This window comes from Flavobacterium sp. Root186, from assembly GCF_001428525.1.
GTDB lineage: Bacteria > Bacteroidota > Bacteroidia > Flavobacteriales > Flavobacteriaceae > Flavobacterium.
Genome location: NZ_LMHW01000010.1, coordinates 594,011 through 610,338, shown reverse-complemented (window position 1 = coordinate 610,338; position 16,328 = coordinate 594,011). Strand labels below are relative to the sequence as shown.

Here is a 16,328-nt window from a genome sequence, read left to right as displayed (position 1 = left end):
AACTGTAACATTTTTTATTACTAAATAAATTTATATATTATGAAAATCGCAATTATTGGAGCCACAGGATTTGTAGGCTCAGCAATCTTGAACGAATTGGCAGGCAGAAATCACGACATTACTGCTATTGCAAGAAACCCAAAAGACACCGCTGGCATTAACTGGAAAAGTGCTAATATCTTTAATGTAACCGAATTGGCAGCAATTTTAAAAGGAAACGACGCTGTTATCAACGCTTATAATTCAGGATGGACAAACCCTAATATTTATGATGATTTTATTTCAGGGTCTAAAGCCATTCAGGAAGCGGTAAAAAAATCGGGTGTAAAACGTTATATCACAATTGGCGGTGCAGGAAGTTTGTTTGTAGCTCCAGGTTTACAAGCAGTGGACACACCAGATTTTCCAAAAGAATTTTATGCCGGCGCAACAGCAGCAAGAGATTATTTAAATATTTTAAAAGAAGAAAAAGAATTAGACTGGGCATTTTTTAGTCCGGCTTTCGAAATGCACCAGGGTATTACAACCGGAAGAACAGGAAAATATCGTTTAGGTTTAGAAAATCCTGTTTTTAACGATGAGCAAAGAAGCATTTTATCCGTAGAAGATTTAGCCGTCGTTATTGCTGATGAAACTGAAACTCCAAAACATCATCAGGTTCGTTTTACTGCAGCTTATTGATTTTTTCTTTTGCCACGAATTAAACGAATTTTCACAAATTATTTTTTTAATACTTAATTTCAGCATAACAAATTAGTGGAAATTCGTGTAATTCGTGGCAAACTAACTTTTTGAAACTGTTTTTGTTTTCTGTACTTTTACAATATTAAAAAAGTATTTTGTCAAGTTTAAAGAAACAGTCGGGGAGTTTAACTGAAAAAGCTGGAATTTCATCTCCTGAAATTACCAATGTTTCGGCTATCAATCAAATTAAAAACAAACGCAGACAGCAGCCTTCTGCAGCCGAATTAGTCTCTGGAATTCTTTCCGGAAATATAACAGCACTGAGCCGCGCGATTACACTTATCGAAAGCACAAATCCGGAACATGCAGCAAAAGCAGACGAAGTAATAAAAGGCTGCCTTCCCCATGCCAATAAATCAATTCGCATAGGGATTACGGGTGTTCCCGGAGTTGGTAAAAGTACTTTTATTGAGGCTTTTGGAACTTATTTGACTCAGGCAGGAAAAAAAGTGGCTGTTCTGGCCGTTGATCCCAGCAGTTCGATTTCGCACGGAAGTATTCTGGGCGATAAAACCCGAATGGAAGAACTCGTAAAAGATGAAAATGCTTTTATCCGTCCAAGTGCATCTGGAGAAAATCTGGGTGGCGTTGCCCGTAAAACCCGTGAAACGATTATTTTATGCGAAGCCGCCCGTTTTGATACGATAATTATAGAAACGGTTGGTGTGGGACAAAGTGAAACTGCTGTTCACAGTATGGTTGACTTTTTTCTTTTATTAAAAATTTCCGGTGCAGGCGATGAACTTCAAGGCATCAAACGCGGTATTATGGAAATGGCAGACACCATCGTCATCAATAAAGCAGACGGTGATAATATCAAAAAAGCCAATCAGGCGAAACTGGAGTTTAACCGTGCGTTGCATTTATTTCCTCCAAAAAAATCAAACTGGCAGCCCAAAGTCACGACTTGCAGCGCCATTACAAAAGAGGGTATTTCGGAGATCTGGAACACCATTTCTGATTATTTCGAAATGACAAAAGAAACAGGATTCTTTCAGGAAAAAAGAAACGAACAAAATCAGTTTTGGATGATGGAAACTATCAACGAACAATTGAAACAAAATTTCTACAATCAGTCCGAAATCATTTCATTATTGGAACAAAATAAAAAAGCGGTGCAAAATAATGAAATATCACCTTTTGCCGCTGCGCAAAAGTTATTAAAATTGTATTTTAATAAAGGTTCAAGGTAACAAAGGCGCAAAGGTTTATCTTTATTTGTCAGTTCTAGCGGAGTCGAGAACTTATTATATTCTTAAACGGTTCGAAATAATAAAGGTGCAAAGAAATAAAGTTTTTTTTTCTCTGTTTCTTTGAACCTTTGTTCCTCTGGACCTTTGTCCCTGAATGAACCTATTTTTTTCTCAATTTATACTTATTCTCTTTATACAAATTCCCCGCTGTAATAACGTGTGCTAAGGCATCTTTTGCTAATTCTTCGTTTAACTTAACCGGAATTAAAGTTGTATCGTTTTTAATTTCGAACTGAAGCGGTTTTAGATTTGGCTGCATAATAACAACCTGATTCTCTACTCTAAAAGCGTTGATATCATTAAACTGCATAATCGATCTTCCCTGCACTTTTGAATCTAGTTTATTTAAGTTTCTTCCCACCATTGGTGTTTCAAAAGAAAGTCCTAAATAGCTTAACAATGTTGGCGGAATATCGATTTGACTTGCCAATCTGTCATAAACTGCTCCTTTTGGAACTCCAGGTCCCATAATAAATGCCGGAATATGGAATTTATTAATTGGTACTAAATTCTTTCCGTATGTTCTTGTATTGTGATCTGCGATTACAATGAAAATAGTATTTTTAAAATACGGCTCTTTTTTAGCCATTTCGAAGAATTTTCCAATTGAGAAATCGGCATATTTCATGGCGTTGTTTACCGTTGCTGCTTTTTTATCAAATTGCTTTATTCTCCCTGCCGGATATTCAAACGGTTCATGATTTGAAGTCGAAAACATTAAGGAGAAGAATGGTTTATCGCCTTTTGATTTGAAATAATTATTGGCTTTTGTTACCAAATCTTCATCAGAGTAGCCCCAAGTTCCCTTGAAAGCATATTTATTTCCATCTGATTCAAAATCTTCCTGATCTACAATATCGCTGAAACCATTTCCGTTGAAAAACGAAGCCATATTATCGAAATTCGCCATTCCGCCATAAATGAAACTTGTATCGTATCCTTTTTGTTTTAAAGCATCGGCAAGAGTAAAAAATCCTTGTTGTGAATTTCCAAGTTTCACCACACTTTCTGACGGCGATGGTAAAAATCCGGTTACAACGGCTTCAATTCCGCGAACGCTTCTGGTTCCTGTACAGTATAAATTAGTAAACAATAATCCTTCTTTTGATAATTTATCAAATTCGGGTGTCAGCGGTTTTCCACCTAAAATTCCAACATATTCTGCACCTAAACTTTCTTGTAGAAAAATCACCAAATTATATGGTTTTTTCTTAACCGAATCTGGCTGCTGTACATGCAGAAACGGAATTTCGGCATCTGTAAAACCATTTGGTCCGGCAATCATGTATTTTTTTACACGAGCAATGGCTTCGGCTTCATCCATTTTACCATACATTTTTGTGTTTCCTTCATTCTTAATTGAATAAGCGGCAAAAGCAACTGTATAAAATGAATTTAGTCCTAAAGTATTGGTCAATTGATCTGTCGAGAAAACAGCATTACTGGCATTAATAGGACGTTTTGAAGTAAGACTTGAACGTGCTCCAAAAAACAATAAAAATGCTACTAATGGAAAAGCGATTAGTTTGAATTTATATTCAGTGCTTGTAGTATGAAAATATTTTTTCCCTTTTTTGAAGGCAAAATAAATGGCTGTTCCCAAAATTATAAAAGTAACGATGATTGAAATCAGGTAACTTTTTAAAAGCATTCCAACCACTTCCTTAGGATAAATCAAATAATCTAAGAAAATCTTATTCGGACGCGTGTCGTATTGTTTTACGAAGTCTGGTGAAGCTAATTCTACAAAAAGAATCAAAAACAGGAATAAGAAACTATAAATTACTAAAAAACTATTGGTGAATTTCAACCATTTATTTGGCAGAAAAGTAATTAAAACAGCCGGCAGAAACGACAAATAACAAAGTAAAATCAAATCCATTCGCAAACCGATTGGAAAAATATACCAGAAATCAGGTGTCTGCTCTACCCTTTCTTTAAAAAGGAAAAATAAAAATATTCGGCTTAATGTTGTAATCAGTAATCCGATTAATATAAAATTGAAAATAGGTTTTAAATAACTTAATTTTTTCATTAGATGAATTACATTAATTTTTTAATTGAGAATATGGGAAGATACTAACTCGCTAAGTTTTTGTTTTAATCCGTTATTTTTTTAATCTCGCAAAAGTCGCAGAGTCGCAAACTTTTATTAAAAAGACTTAAAAAAACAAAAACTTTGCGACTCTGCGACTTTGCGAGCAATTTTTGGTGTTATAGAAAAAACTCGAATGCATAAAAGACGCACTGCAGTGCGTCTCTACATACGCGTCTTTACTCCTCGTAGCGGTTTATTTCTCTGTCGTAAAATTCATTGGCTTTAACAATAAGACCTTCCATTTCTGCATTTAATTCTGCTTCATCAAGATCTTCGGCTTCTTCCATAAATTCAACCTCATCATCTTTTAAGTTGATTATAAATCTTGGATAATCAAGATGAATGATGAAGATATCATCCGGAAAATCAGTATTATCGCCAAGTAAAAATTTAGGTAATTCCATTTTATTTAAGTTTATTTTTTTAAATTATAATGTCTGTTTTTGACCCACAGATTTTACAGATTGAACAGATTCGAATTCTGTGTTATTTAAATAAATCCGTGAAATCTGTGGGCCTATATTTTTAAGCTTCAAATTTAGTTATTTGAAACTGAATCAGTAATTAATTTCTTAGTTAAGTAATGAAAGCGCATGTACAGGAAAATTGCCGCTGTGGTTAATCCTGCCAAAAGCCCAATCCAAACGCCCTGCGCCTTCCATTCTGTATATTCTCCCAAATAATAAGAAATAGGAAAACCAATAACCCAATAGGCTACAAAAGTGATATACATTGGAATTTTGACATCCTGTAAGCCACGTAAAGCTCCCAGAACCACAACCTGAACTCCATCGGAAATTTGAAAAATAGCCGCTATCAATAATAATTTTGAAGCAATTTTGATTACTTCGGTATTATCCAGAATTTGTCCGCTGTTTTCCATATTTAAAAAAATGTGCGGGAAAAAATCATGAAAAACGACAAATAGAAAAGCAAAAAAAGTTTCGATGACAATGGCAAGCAAAAATATAGAACGGGCTACAACAACAAGATTTTTATAATCCTGCAGTCCTCTTTGATTACTTACTCTAATCATCGATGTAACGCTTAATCCCATCGCAAACATAAAAGTAAGCGACGACAAACTCAATGCAATTTGATTGGCTGCCTGACTGGTTTTACCAATATTACCGCAAAGCCAGATCGAAGCTGTAAACAAAACAACTTCAAAAAGCATCTGCATGGCTGATGGAAATCCTAAGTTTATTATTTTTTTGAGCGTTGCACTTTTAATTTCACTGAAACTGAAATTTTTAAAAAAATGTTTTAAATCATTTCTTCTTGACAGCATAATATGCATGAACATAACCAAAAATATTCTCGAAATCACGGTACCAAGTGCCGCGCCGATAATTCCCATTTTAGGAAAAATCCAAATACCATAAATCAAGAGATAATTTATACCTACGTGAAGCACATTTGCCATAATCATGGCGTACATCGAATATTTGGTCATCGATTTTCCGTCGGCAAATTGTTTGTAGCCCTGATACATTACTAAAGGAATCAATGAGAAAGCAACCCAGTCTAAGTATGGTTTTGCCAATACAATTACTTCTTTAGGCTGTTCTAATAACTCCATTAATGGTTTTGCCAAAACAATTAAAGTAAAAAGCAATAACCCAATAATGGCGCATAAAAACAAACCATGATGAAATGCAGAACGAATTTTGCCATCGTTTTTTTCAGCATCGCCTTCGGCTACAATTGGTGTAATTGCTGTCGAAAAACCAATTCCTAATGACATGGCAATAAAAATCATACTGTTTCCAAGTGAAACTGCCGCCAATTCAGTACTTCCTAATTTCCCTACCATTATATTGTCGACAATACCAATTAAAGTATGGCCAACCATACCTAATATAATAGGATATGCCAGTCTGAAATTATATGAAAACTCTTTGGTGTACTGCTTTAAATTCACTTTACTGCTTTTTTAGTGGGCAAAGATAATCAGAAGCTTCGAATTCTATCCTATTAATAAAAAGATAAGCCAATTTTAAGGCTAAATTAGCATACCGTAATATTATATAACGATTTTTAAAAATTATATAACAAGTTCAAAAGGGCTCTATTTTACTTTTACATTATTAATAATTCAAAGATATATGCCATGAAAAAATTACAGTTTATATGCCTCGCTGCATTCGCATTTTTATATTCTAATGCCACTTTCGCTCAAGACAATGCAGCAACAAATTACGATCAGGGTTTTAGATTAGGAATTGGTTTAAACGGAGGAATCCCAACTGATACTGACGATTATGATTTTTCACTTGGTGGAGACGTTCGTTTACAATATGACTTATCTAAAAGAACATCTTTGACATTAACTACAGGTTTTACAAACTTGTTTGTGGGAGGCAAAGATGCTTTAGGAAATGACATAAAAGATTTAGGATTTATTCCTGCAAAAGCTGGTTTTAAAGCTTTTTTCTGGGAAGATCAATTTTATGTTTTAGGTGAAGTAGGTGCCGGTTTTGCTGTGACAAATGGGTATAATGACACCACATTTTTATGGGCTCCAGGAATTGGGTACGCCAACAAATACATTGACGTGAGTGTCCGTTATGAGGACTACGACAAGTTCAACACCAATCAAGTGGCTCTTCGTTTAGCCTATGGTTTTGATCTATAAAAAGAAAGGTTTATTTTATTTTTTTGTTTTTGGTAACAAACCCGGAAGTTTTCATAGTCTTCCGGGTTTTGTATTTTATTAAAGTTCCTAAAAAAAGTAAGCTCGATAGGGTTTAAGCTTTGAAAAAATTATCTAATTATCAAATTGACACATTATCTAATTCCTAACTCTTCTCCAAAGTCTTCTTATAGGTATCAAAATTGTCTTTAATCTCTTTCGGTAATTCCGGAACCTGAATATCGGTGTATTGTTTCATTTCTTCCCAAATAATCTTCGCTACAATATAACGCGCCATATCTTTATCATCTGCGGGAATTACGTACCATGGAGCTTTTTCTGTCGAAGTCTCATTTATTGCTTCTTCATAATATTGCTGGTATTCGTCCCAATGTTCACGTTCTTTTAAATCGCCGGGAGAAAATTTCCAGTTGTGTTTTCCTTCTTCTAAACGACGAAGCAAACGATTCTTTTGTTCGTCTTTACTCAAATGCAGAAAAAACTTCATGACAACTGTTCCGTTTTGAGTAATATGTTTTTCGAAGTTATTGATCTGCTCGATTCTGTTTTTCCAGAATTTAGGTTTTATATCGTCAACCGAATTAATTCCGGGTAAATTTTCTGCCAGAATAAATTCAGGATGAACTCGCGTAACCAAAATATTCTCGTAATGCGTTCGGTTAAAAATTGCAAACTTTCCTTTTTCGGGCAAAGCAATATAATGACGCCATAAATAATCGTGTTCTAATTCAGTTGAATTTGGTGTTTTAAAACTATGAACCACAACCCCACGCGGATTAAATTCTTTAAAAACTTCTCTGATCAAACTGTCTTTTCCGGAAGTATCCATTCCCTGAAGGCATATCAAAACCCCATATTTATTGTGTGCATACATCACATCCTGAAAATCGCTCAATTTTGCCTGAACCTTATCGAGTTTTTCTTCTTTTTCATCATCATCGGCATCAATATTTAATAAAGTTGGAAGTTTACTTAATTTAATTTTATCTGTGACTTTAAAATCTTTCGGTTCTATTGATTTCATATTTTCAAATTTTGTATTATAAATATAGTAATTTTACGAAGCATATTCCTGCTATTCATTGCAATACTTTTTCAATAAATTGCTTTTTCCAAAGCCACAACAAGAGCTTCCGCTGGTCGCTTTGTTCTGTCAGGAAAAAATTCAATTTCTTTTCAAAGTATTTCCATTACTATCAGGGCTGGGCAATTATTTTCAAAACAACATTCATGGAAAAATTCACATTAGAAATATTATTTCAAATCATCGGAATCGGTTCAGCATCAGGATTATTTTATAACAATGATGCGCTTTATATCATTGGCGACAATAGCGGATTCTTATACGAATACAACATGCAGAATCAGCAGTTAAACCAACATCCTTTAATTGATAATCCAACGCAAAATATTCCGAAAAATCTAAAACCCGATTTTGAATCTTTAACGCATCATAACGATACACTATATGTTTTTGGTTCCGGCTCTACCGAAAACAGAAACAAGATGATTGAGTTTAATATTAAATCAAAAACCGTTTTACAAAAAAATAATCTAGTCGATTTATATGCCGTAATGCAAAATTTTGGTTCTATAAAACCTGCAGATTTCAATCTTGAAGGTGCAGTTTTTGACGGCGAGAACTGGTACTTATTCAACCGCGGAAACGGAATTTCAAACAAAAACATCATTTTTACGATTCATGCCAAAAGTCTTGGAGATGAATTTGCTTTGGTTGCGACCAATTATAAACTGCCTAAAATAAAAGGTGTTCGCTCTAGTTTTACCGATGCAATTTTAGTGGAAGACAAAATCTATTTCCTATCTACTGCCGAAGACACAAAATCAACTTACGACGACGGAGAAATCCTTGGAAGTTTCATTGGAAGAATTGATCTTAAAACCATGAAAATTGATTTTACTCAAAAAATAACTTCAACCAATAAATTTGAAGGTTTAACTTTCTATAAAAAAGAAAATAACAAAATTGATTTTTTACTTTGTGAGGATAATGATACGGATCTTTTAGAGACTAAGATTTTTAAATTGACTTTGCCTATTAAATAAGAATTACGCAAAGTATATCTATTACAATAGTAATGTAGAGGCGCACAGCTGTGCGTCTCCATAAAGAATGTAATAATGATGATGACAAAGATTGCGAATTTACGAGACATTAGACACACTGCTATGCGTCTCTACATAAAACCTTTGTAACTTTGAAACTATGAACCTTTGAACCTGAAAAAAAAACTTTTTTTCAACCTCGTCCCAACCTTTTTATCTTTTTCGCTCTCTTTATAATTAAAGACCAATATTGTGATAAACGAAACGCTAATTTCTAACTGCAAAAAAATGAACCGCGATGCGCAGCGTCAGGTTTATGAGCACATGGCTCCAAAATTGTATCGCGTTTGCAAACGATACCTCAAGAAGGAAGAAGAAATCGAAGAAGCCTTGGCTGACGCTTTCTATACCATATTTACAAAACTAGATCAGCTTAAGGAAGAAAAAGCCTTTGAAGCCTGGGCCAGAAAAATTGCCGTTAATTACTGTTTGGCTTCCATCAAGAAAAACACAAATTTCAATATGTATCTTGATGATGTAAAAATGCTTGCACAGCCATTTACAGAAGAAATGAACTCATTAGAAGAAGAAGACTTACTTAATTTATTAAACCATATTCCCGATGGCTGTAAGACTGTTTTTAACCTTTTTGTTATTGAAGGTTTCGGACATAAAGAAATTGCAGCAATGCTCAATATTTCTGAAGGCACTTCAAAATCACAATTGAATGCTGCGAAAACCAAGCTAAAGGAATTAGTAAATAAATTGTATTATCAAAAAGCAAAATAGTCATGGACAATCAAGATAAAATATTCAACAGATTTAAGGAAGCTGCAGATAATGCAGAACCCAAAGATTTTCCGGGAATGGAAAAAGTCTGGTCACGCCTTGAAGACAAACTCGACCGAAAAGAAGATAAAAAAAGCATTGCTCTTTGGAAAAAAATCGCTGTCGCTGCTTCACTTTTATTAGTAATTTCTTTAGGATATCAGTTTTTAAAAACAGACAAAACGACTATTATTCAAACACCAGATAAGGTTGTGGTTAATGAAACTGAAAAAGAAACAATTAATAATTCAGCTTTAGAGAAAAACAAAGCCGTTGTTACTGCAGATTCACAATTAGTTCCAAAAGAAGAAGCTGCTAAAATTCTGGAGAAACAAATTAAACAGCAGGAAAGAGTGGCGATTCAGGAAATTGCAAGTTCTACCGATGTAGTTGCAACACCAAACTATGATGCAATGCCTGCGCTTAGTGCACCTGCCGCCGTTGCTGTAGAATCAGAATATTCGGAAGAAGAAACTGAAGTTTCAAAAGCCAAAGATAAAATAGATGTAAGTTCCGGATATTCAAGAAAAATGGAGAAAGAAACTTTTAAAGCCTCTTCTGCAGAAATGCAATCTCAAAGAGCTAAAAAAAGTGCCCCTTTAGTTATCCTTAACGGTAATGCAATGGCTCACAGCGACGAGGTAAAAAAAGACAAAATGATGCAGGCTGAAATTACAAATCTACAGCCTGAGAATGTAGAATCTCTAGTTGTTTTAGATGAACCTTTGTACATTATTGACGGAATTTACTATTCTGAAAATGATTTATTTGGAAATAATCCAACTAGTCCTTACGCGCCTTTAGACAAACAAGACATTAAAACAATAACCATTTTACAAGATCTTGAAGCCACATCAAAATATGGTGAAAAAGGAAAAAAAGGAGTTGTTATCATAACTACAAAAACAGGAAAACCGGCTTTAAAGAAATAGCCAAAACTCAACAAATCTTAGTCAAAGTTTAAAGCTTTGACTAAGAAAAAAATCCGAACATTAATTTAAAACTTACTATCATGAAAAGTCTAAAACTTATTTCATCAGCCATTGCTATGCTTATATGTTTCGTGTCAATGGCGCAGGAAAGAACGATTACAGGAATTGTTACAGATGCAAGTTCGATTGCGCTTCCGGGGGTTAATGTCTACATTCAAGGGACAAAAACATATGTTGCAACGGATTTTGATGGAAAATACAGCATTCAAGCTCAAAAAGGTGATGCTCTTGTTTTTTCTTATATCGGAATGAAGAGCCAAACAATTATTGTACAAGATTCAAATGTTATCAATGTTGCATTAAAAGACGAATCTAATCAGCTGCAGGAAGTTGTTACAGTGGCTTACGGAATTTCAAGAACTAAAAGAAAAGCCGCAAAACAATCAAAAAGCCAATATACGCCAGCTCCAAGTGTCACGGAATCTGTTTCTCCTAAAAATGAACCGATTTACATTGTTGACGGAGTTGCGATAAAAGCCGATCAAATGGCAAAAATTAATCCGAATGATATTGATGATGTAAAGGTTTTAAAGGATGAATCGGCTATCTCAATTTATGGAAATAAAGCGGCAAACGGCGCAGTAGTTATTGTAACGAAAGACGGACTTTACAAAAATCTTACGGAACAAGAATTAGACAAGAAATTAAATATTATCAGACTAAACCCTGTTCAGCCAGCTCAGGAAGATTATGATACTTTCGTAGAAAATGCTTTTGAAAGCCCAAAAACGGCTCCGCTTTCTACTTTTTCTATTGATGTAGATAATGCTTCTTATACCAATATCAGACGTTTTTTGAATAGTGGACAAGAAGTCCCAAAAGATGCGGTGCGTGTAGAAGAAATGGTCAACTTTTTTAAATACAATTATCCTCAGCCTAAAAATGAACATCCGTTTTCTATTAATACTGAAGTAAGCGATTCACCATGGAACTCACAAAACAAAATTCTGAAAATTGGTTTACAAGGAAAAAATATCCCTACAGATGATTTACCGGCTTCAAATCTTGTTTTCTTAATTGACGTATCAGGTTCAATGGAAGACATGACTAAACTGCCTTTGCTAAAACAATCCATGAAAATATTGGTAAATGAACTACGACCAAATGACAAAGTAGCAATTGTGGTCTATGCGGGAGCAGCAGGAATGGTTTTACCTCCAACTTCTGGAAACGAGAAAAAAACAATAATTAAAGCGCTGGATAAATTAGAAGCCGGAGGAAGTACAGCCGGAGGCGCAGGGATCGAACTCGCTTATAAAATTGCCACTGAAAATTTTATCAAAAGCGGAAACAATCGTGTAATTCTGGCAACCGACGGTGATTTTAATGTGGGAAGTTCTTCAAATTCTGATATGGAGAAATTAATCGAAGAGAAAAGAAAAACCGGCGTTTTCTTAACTTGTCTGGGTTACGGAATGGGAAATTACAAAGACAGTAAAATGGAAATCCTTGCTGATAAAGGAAACGGAAATTATGCCTATATCGATAATATTCAGGAAGCAAATCGTTTTCTTGGAAAAGAGTTTAAAGGTTCAATGTTTGCGATTGCAAAAGATGTAAAAATTCAAATTGAATTCAACCCAAAACAAGTTCAGGCATATCGATTGATTGGTTATGAAAACAGAAAACTTCGTCCGGAAGATTTTAAAAATGATGCAATTGATGCCGGAGAATTAGGAAGTAATCATACCGTTACGGCTTTATATGAAATTATTCCTGCCGGTGTAAAAAGCGATTATTTAAACGTTCAGCCTGATGATTTAAAATACACTCAAACCGAAACAAGTTCAAACAATTACAGCGGTGAACTGGCAACAATAAAATTCCGTTACAAAAAACCTGACGGTGATAAAAGTATCGAAATGGTTCAGATAATCAACAACAGATCGGTTAGTTTAGATAAAGCGAGTGATGATTTTAAATTCAGTACGGCTGTGGCTTGGTTTGGATTAAAACTAAGAGATTCAAAATTAATTACTGATAAATCATCTGAAGCTATTGCAGAATTAGCACAACAAGGAATGTCATTCGACAAAGGAGGTTACAAAGCCGAATTTATTCGCCTTGTTGAAACTTCCGAACAATATAATTAATAAATATTTCTTTACATTTGGTTTTTAATCGAATCATTAATTTTAATAAACGTATGAATCCAATTTTAAGCCAAAATCTATTTTTAGTTAAAGAACATATCGGAATGTTTAAAGCTGCTAACAACTACGACATTTACGACCCTCAAACGAATCAAATAATTATGAACTGCCGAGAAAATAATCTTGGTTTCTTTACTAAAGTATTTCGTTTTACAGATTATAAAAGAGCGACACCTTTTAATGTTGAAATCACAACTGCTTCGGGCGAAAAATTAATTTCGGTAAAAAGAGGAATTGCAATATTCAGATCGACGGTTGAAGTTTTTGACGAAAAAGACAGGTTAATTGGAACTTTCAAACAAAAATTTTTCTCATTTGGAGGAAGATTCGAAATCTTAGATAAAAATGAAAAACCTGTTGCAACATTACAAGGAAAATGGACAGGATGGGATTTTAAATTTTCTTATGAAAATAAACAGCTTGCGCAGGTAAGCAAGAAATGGGCCGGATTAGGAAAAGAGTTCTTTACAAGTGCAGATAATTATGTACTTCAAATTGAAGATACTGTACCATCTGATAGTCCGCTTAGACAATTAATTCTTGCTGCCGTTATGTGTATCGATATGGTTTTGAAAGAATAAAAAAGTTGTTAAACTTAGATTAAGAAAACACCTAAAAGCATCATTTTAGTTGGCAAAAGCTTTATTTTTGTTAGACTTAAAATGATGCTTTTTGCATTTCTAAACATAAATCATGACAGACTTAAAAAATAAAAATGCGCTTATTACAGGCGCTGGTAAAGGAATTGGAAAAGCGATCGCCATTGCTTTGGCAAAAGAAGGTGTAAACGTGATTCTTGTTGCGAGAACTCAGGCCGATGTTGATCAATTGGCCGCTGAAGTAAATAAATTAGGTGTAAAATCGTTAGCTTTATCTGCAGATGTTTCTGATATCAATTCTGTAAATGCTGCTGTTAAAAAAGCTTTAGCCGAATTTAAAACTATTGACATTTTAATTAATAATGCCGGAATTGGTGCTTTTGGAAAATTCCTTGAATTAGAACCAGCTGACTGGGAAAGAATTATTCAGGTAAATTTAATGGGAACGTATTATACAACCCGCGCTGTTATTCCTCAAATGATTGAAAGACAAACGGGCGATATTATTAATATTTCTTCAACAGCAGGATTAAACGGAAATGCTGTAACAAGTGCTTACAGTGCCTCAAAATTTGCTGTTATGGGTTTAACTGATTCACTAATGCAGGAAATGAGAAAACACAATATTCGTGTTACTGCTTTAACGCCGAGTACAGTAGCAACGGATTTGGCAATCGATTTAAAATTAACAGATGGAAACCCAGAAAAAGTAATGCAGTCTGAAGATGTTGCTGAATTGATTATTGCACAGCTTAAATTAAACCGACGAGTTTTTATAAAAAACAGCAGTATTTGGTCTACAAATCCTTAAAAAAATAAACTCCAAATTTTAAATTCCAAATTCCAACTCTTAGTGAAATTGGAATTTGGAGTTTAAAAAAATTGGAATTTTTCAAAACTAATATGATGGAACAATATTTAAGACAATTAATTGCGATAGAATTTCAGGATAAAAAAGAAATTTTTACCGGATTTCTTATTGATTATTCTGATGACTGGATTTTACTTCGAAACAATCCGGTTGATTATATTTTGGATGGTTATGTAATCCTGAAAAACAAAAACATCGAAGCAATTCACAGAGATCAGGATTTGGCCTTTACAGAAAAAGTAATTCGATTAAAAGGGCTAAAAACAAACGCAGAGGATATTATTCCGATTCGGGATTTGAATTCAATTTTAAATTTCATCAACAATCAGCACGGTATTTTTCAGATTTCTAAAAAGTCTGCAAAATCTGCTTATTTAGGAAAATTAATTTCGCTGACTGATGAAGAACTTACAATTGATTTCCTGGATACAAGAGGTCAGTTTGGCGGAGAATTAGCTTTTAATCCTGAAAAAATAAGGGTTATTGAATTTGATACAGATTATATTAATTCGTTAAAATTGGTGATTCCTGAAAATCAGAAGTAGATTTTTTGATACAATAAAAAAAGCCCTTTTAAAAGGGCTTTTTCTTTTTTCTGTCATTGCGGGAAACGAAGCAATCACACTCAGTATTACATTTGATTAGTAAACTTACTTATTATTAGTGAGGTTGCTTCGTTCCTCGCAATGACAAACTAGATGTATATTTTTTTAAGCTTCTGCCAATTTATTTACAAACTCCAAACGAACACTTCCATCTTCATCAATTTTTGTCAAATTGATTTCGTGTAAAGTATTAATCAATTCAGGATTCCAAGGCGTTTTTACTTTTACGTAGTTTTCGGTAAAACCGTGAATATAACCTTCTTTATTTTCGCTTTCGAATAAAACAGTTCTGTTTGTTCCTAATTGGCTTTCGTAAAAAGCACGACGTTTTTTAACAGATAATCCGCGTAACATTTTGCTTCTTTTTGCTCTTACATTCGCAGGAACAACTCCCGGCATATCTGCAGCTTCAGTATTATCTCTTTCAGAATAAGTAAAAACGTGTAGATAAGAAATATCCATTTCATTTAAGAAATGATAGGTTTCTAAGAAATGTTCATCGGTTTCACCAGGAAAACCAACAATTACATCGACACCAATACAGGCGTGCGGCATAACTTCACGAATTTTATTGACACGGTCTGTATACACTTCACGTAAATAACGACGTTTCATTAATTTTAAAATATCGTTGCTTCCTGATTGCAGCGGAATATGGAAATGCGGTACAAAAGTACGGCTTTGTGAAACGAACTCTATTGTTTCATTTTTCAATAAATTAGGCTCGATAGATGAAATACGAAGACGCTCAATTCCTTCAACTTCATCTAAAGCTTTAACTAAATCAAGAAAAGTATGTTCGTGTTTTTTGTTCCCGAATTCGCCTTTTCCGTAATCTCCAATATTAACTCCTGTTAAAACAATTTCTCTAATATTTTGTGCCGAAATTTCTTTGGCATTTTTTAAGACATTCTCTAAAGCGTCACTTCTCGAAATTCCACGCGCTAACGGAATTGTACAATAGGTACATTTATAATCGCAGCCATCCTGAACTTTCAAAAATGCACGAGTACGATCGCCAATAGAATAACTTCCCACATAAAAATCAGCTTCGGCAATTTCGCAGGAATGAACTTCACCCATATCATTCTTGCTCAAGTCATGAATATAGTCTGTGATTTTAAATTTTTCTGTAGCTCCCAAAACTAAATCAACGCCGTCAACAGCTGCTAATTCTTCTGGTTTTAATTGTGCATAACATCCAACTGCTGCAACAAAAGCTTTATCATTAAGTTTCATTGCCTTTTTTACAACCTGCTTAAACTGCTTATCTGCATTTTCTGTTACAGAACAGGTATTGATAACATATATATCTGCAATTTCTTCAAAATCGACACGATCAAAACCTTCATCATTAAAGTTTCTGGCAATCGTAGAGGTTTCTGAGAAATTCAATTTGCAGCCAAGCGTATAAAAAGCAACTTTTTTTCTATTTTCCATAGGAATGCACTACATTTATAGT

Annotated in this window: 15 protein-coding genes; 10 read left to right on the top strand and 5 right to left on the bottom strand. The window is 34.1% G+C overall.

The genetic code is table 11. The features are described 5' to 3' along the window. Positions 1-39: 39 nt before the first annotated feature. On the top strand, positions 40-681 hold the full coding sequence (locus ASD98_RS06470; protein ID WP_056201709.1) for an NAD(P)-dependent oxidoreductase: 642 nt from the start codon (positions 40-42) through the stop codon (positions 679-681). A gap of 158 nt (positions 682-839) precedes the next feature. Then, the gene (meaB, locus tag ASD98_RS06465; protein WP_056201705.1) at positions 840-1,937 is read left to right on the top strand and encodes a methylmalonyl Co-A mutase-associated GTPase MeaB; all 1,098 of its coding nucleotides are present in this window, start codon (positions 840-842) and stop codon (positions 1,935-1,937) included. 160 nt (positions 1,938-2,097) lie between these two features. Here the strand turns inward: meaB and ASD98_RS06460 are convergent, their stop codons facing one another. The 3 genes from ASD98_RS06460 to ASD98_RS06450 form a co-directional block, all read right to left on the bottom strand. Further along, a complete protein-coding gene (locus ASD98_RS06460) occupies positions 2,098-4,032 on the bottom strand; it encodes an LTA synthase family protein (RefSeq protein WP_056201703.1) in 1,935 nt (644 codons plus the stop codon). A gap of 239 nt (positions 4,033-4,271) precedes the next feature. Further along, the gene (locus ASD98_RS06455; protein ID WP_053474023.1) at positions 4,272-4,499 is read right to left on the bottom strand and encodes a hypothetical protein; all 228 of its coding nucleotides are present in this window, start codon (positions 4,497-4,499) and stop codon (positions 4,272-4,274) included. A gap of 134 nt (positions 4,500-4,633) precedes the next feature. Then, positions 4,634-6,019, bottom strand: coding sequence for an MATE family efflux transporter (locus ASD98_RS06450; RefSeq protein WP_056201700.1), 1,386 nt, complete (start codon positions 6,017-6,019; stop codon positions 4,634-4,636). 189 nt (positions 6,020-6,208) lie between these two features. Between ASD98_RS06450 and ASD98_RS06445 the strand changes: the two genes are divergently transcribed. Then, the gene (locus tag ASD98_RS06445; protein WP_056201697.1) at positions 6,209-6,733 is read left to right on the top strand and encodes a hypothetical protein; all 525 of its coding nucleotides are present in this window, start codon (positions 6,209-6,211) and stop codon (positions 6,731-6,733) included. A 163-nt stretch (positions 6,734-6,896) separates the two neighbouring features. Here the strand turns inward: ASD98_RS06445 and ASD98_RS06440 are convergent, their stop codons facing one another. Continuing rightward, on the bottom strand, positions 6,897-7,775 hold the full coding sequence (locus ASD98_RS06440) for a PPK2 family polyphosphate kinase (protein WP_056201695.1): 879 nt from the start codon (positions 7,773-7,775) through the stop codon (positions 6,897-6,899). A gap of 206 nt (positions 7,776-7,981) precedes the next feature. On the opposite strand from ASD98_RS06440, the gene ASD98_RS06435 reads away from it, so the two are divergent. From ASD98_RS06435 to ASD98_RS06405, 7 genes are all read left to right on the top strand, one after another. Continuing rightward, positions 7,982-8,818, top strand: coding sequence for a hypothetical protein (locus ASD98_RS06435; RefSeq protein WP_056201692.1), 837 nt, complete (start codon positions 7,982-7,984; stop codon positions 8,816-8,818). A 288-nt stretch (positions 8,819-9,106) separates the two neighbouring features. Further along, on the top strand, positions 9,107-9,607 hold the full coding sequence (locus ASD98_RS06430) for an RNA polymerase sigma factor (protein ID WP_053474076.1): 501 nt from the start codon (positions 9,107-9,109) through the stop codon (positions 9,605-9,607). A gap of 2 nt (positions 9,608-9,609) precedes the next feature. Further along, entirely contained in the window at positions 9,610-10,578 is a 969-nt protein-coding gene (locus ASD98_RS06425) for a hypothetical protein (protein WP_056201689.1), read from the top strand. Positions 10,579-10,658: 80 nt separating this feature from the next. Further along, positions 10,659-12,731, top strand: coding sequence for a VWA domain-containing protein (locus ASD98_RS06420; protein WP_056201685.1), 2,073 nt, complete (start codon positions 10,659-10,661; stop codon positions 12,729-12,731). A gap of 53 nt (positions 12,732-12,784) precedes the next feature. Then, positions 12,785-13,372 (top strand): LURP-one-related/scramblase family protein, encoded by a 588-nt coding sequence (locus ASD98_RS06415; protein WP_056201684.1) that lies wholly within the window; start codon positions 12,785-12,787, stop codon positions 13,370-13,372. Positions 13,373-13,484: 112 nt separating this feature from the next. After that, the gene (locus ASD98_RS06410; RefSeq protein WP_056201681.1) at positions 13,485-14,201 is read left to right on the top strand and encodes a 3-ketoacyl-ACP reductase; all 717 of its coding nucleotides are present in this window, start codon (positions 13,485-13,487) and stop codon (positions 14,199-14,201) included. Between the two features lie 95 nt (positions 14,202-14,296). Next, complete coding sequence (locus ASD98_RS06405) at positions 14,297-14,806, top strand: hypothetical protein (RefSeq protein ID WP_056201678.1); 510 nt, start codon at positions 14,297-14,299, stop codon at positions 14,804-14,806. Between the two features lie 165 nt (positions 14,807-14,971). Here the strand turns inward: ASD98_RS06405 and mtaB are convergent, their stop codons facing one another. Next, complete coding sequence (gene mtaB, locus ASD98_RS06400; protein WP_056201676.1) at positions 14,972-16,306, bottom strand: tRNA (N(6)-L-threonylcarbamoyladenosine(37)-C(2))-methylthiotransferase MtaB; 1,335 nt, start codon at positions 16,304-16,306, stop codon at positions 14,972-14,974. Positions 16,307-16,328 lie beyond the last annotated feature (22 nt).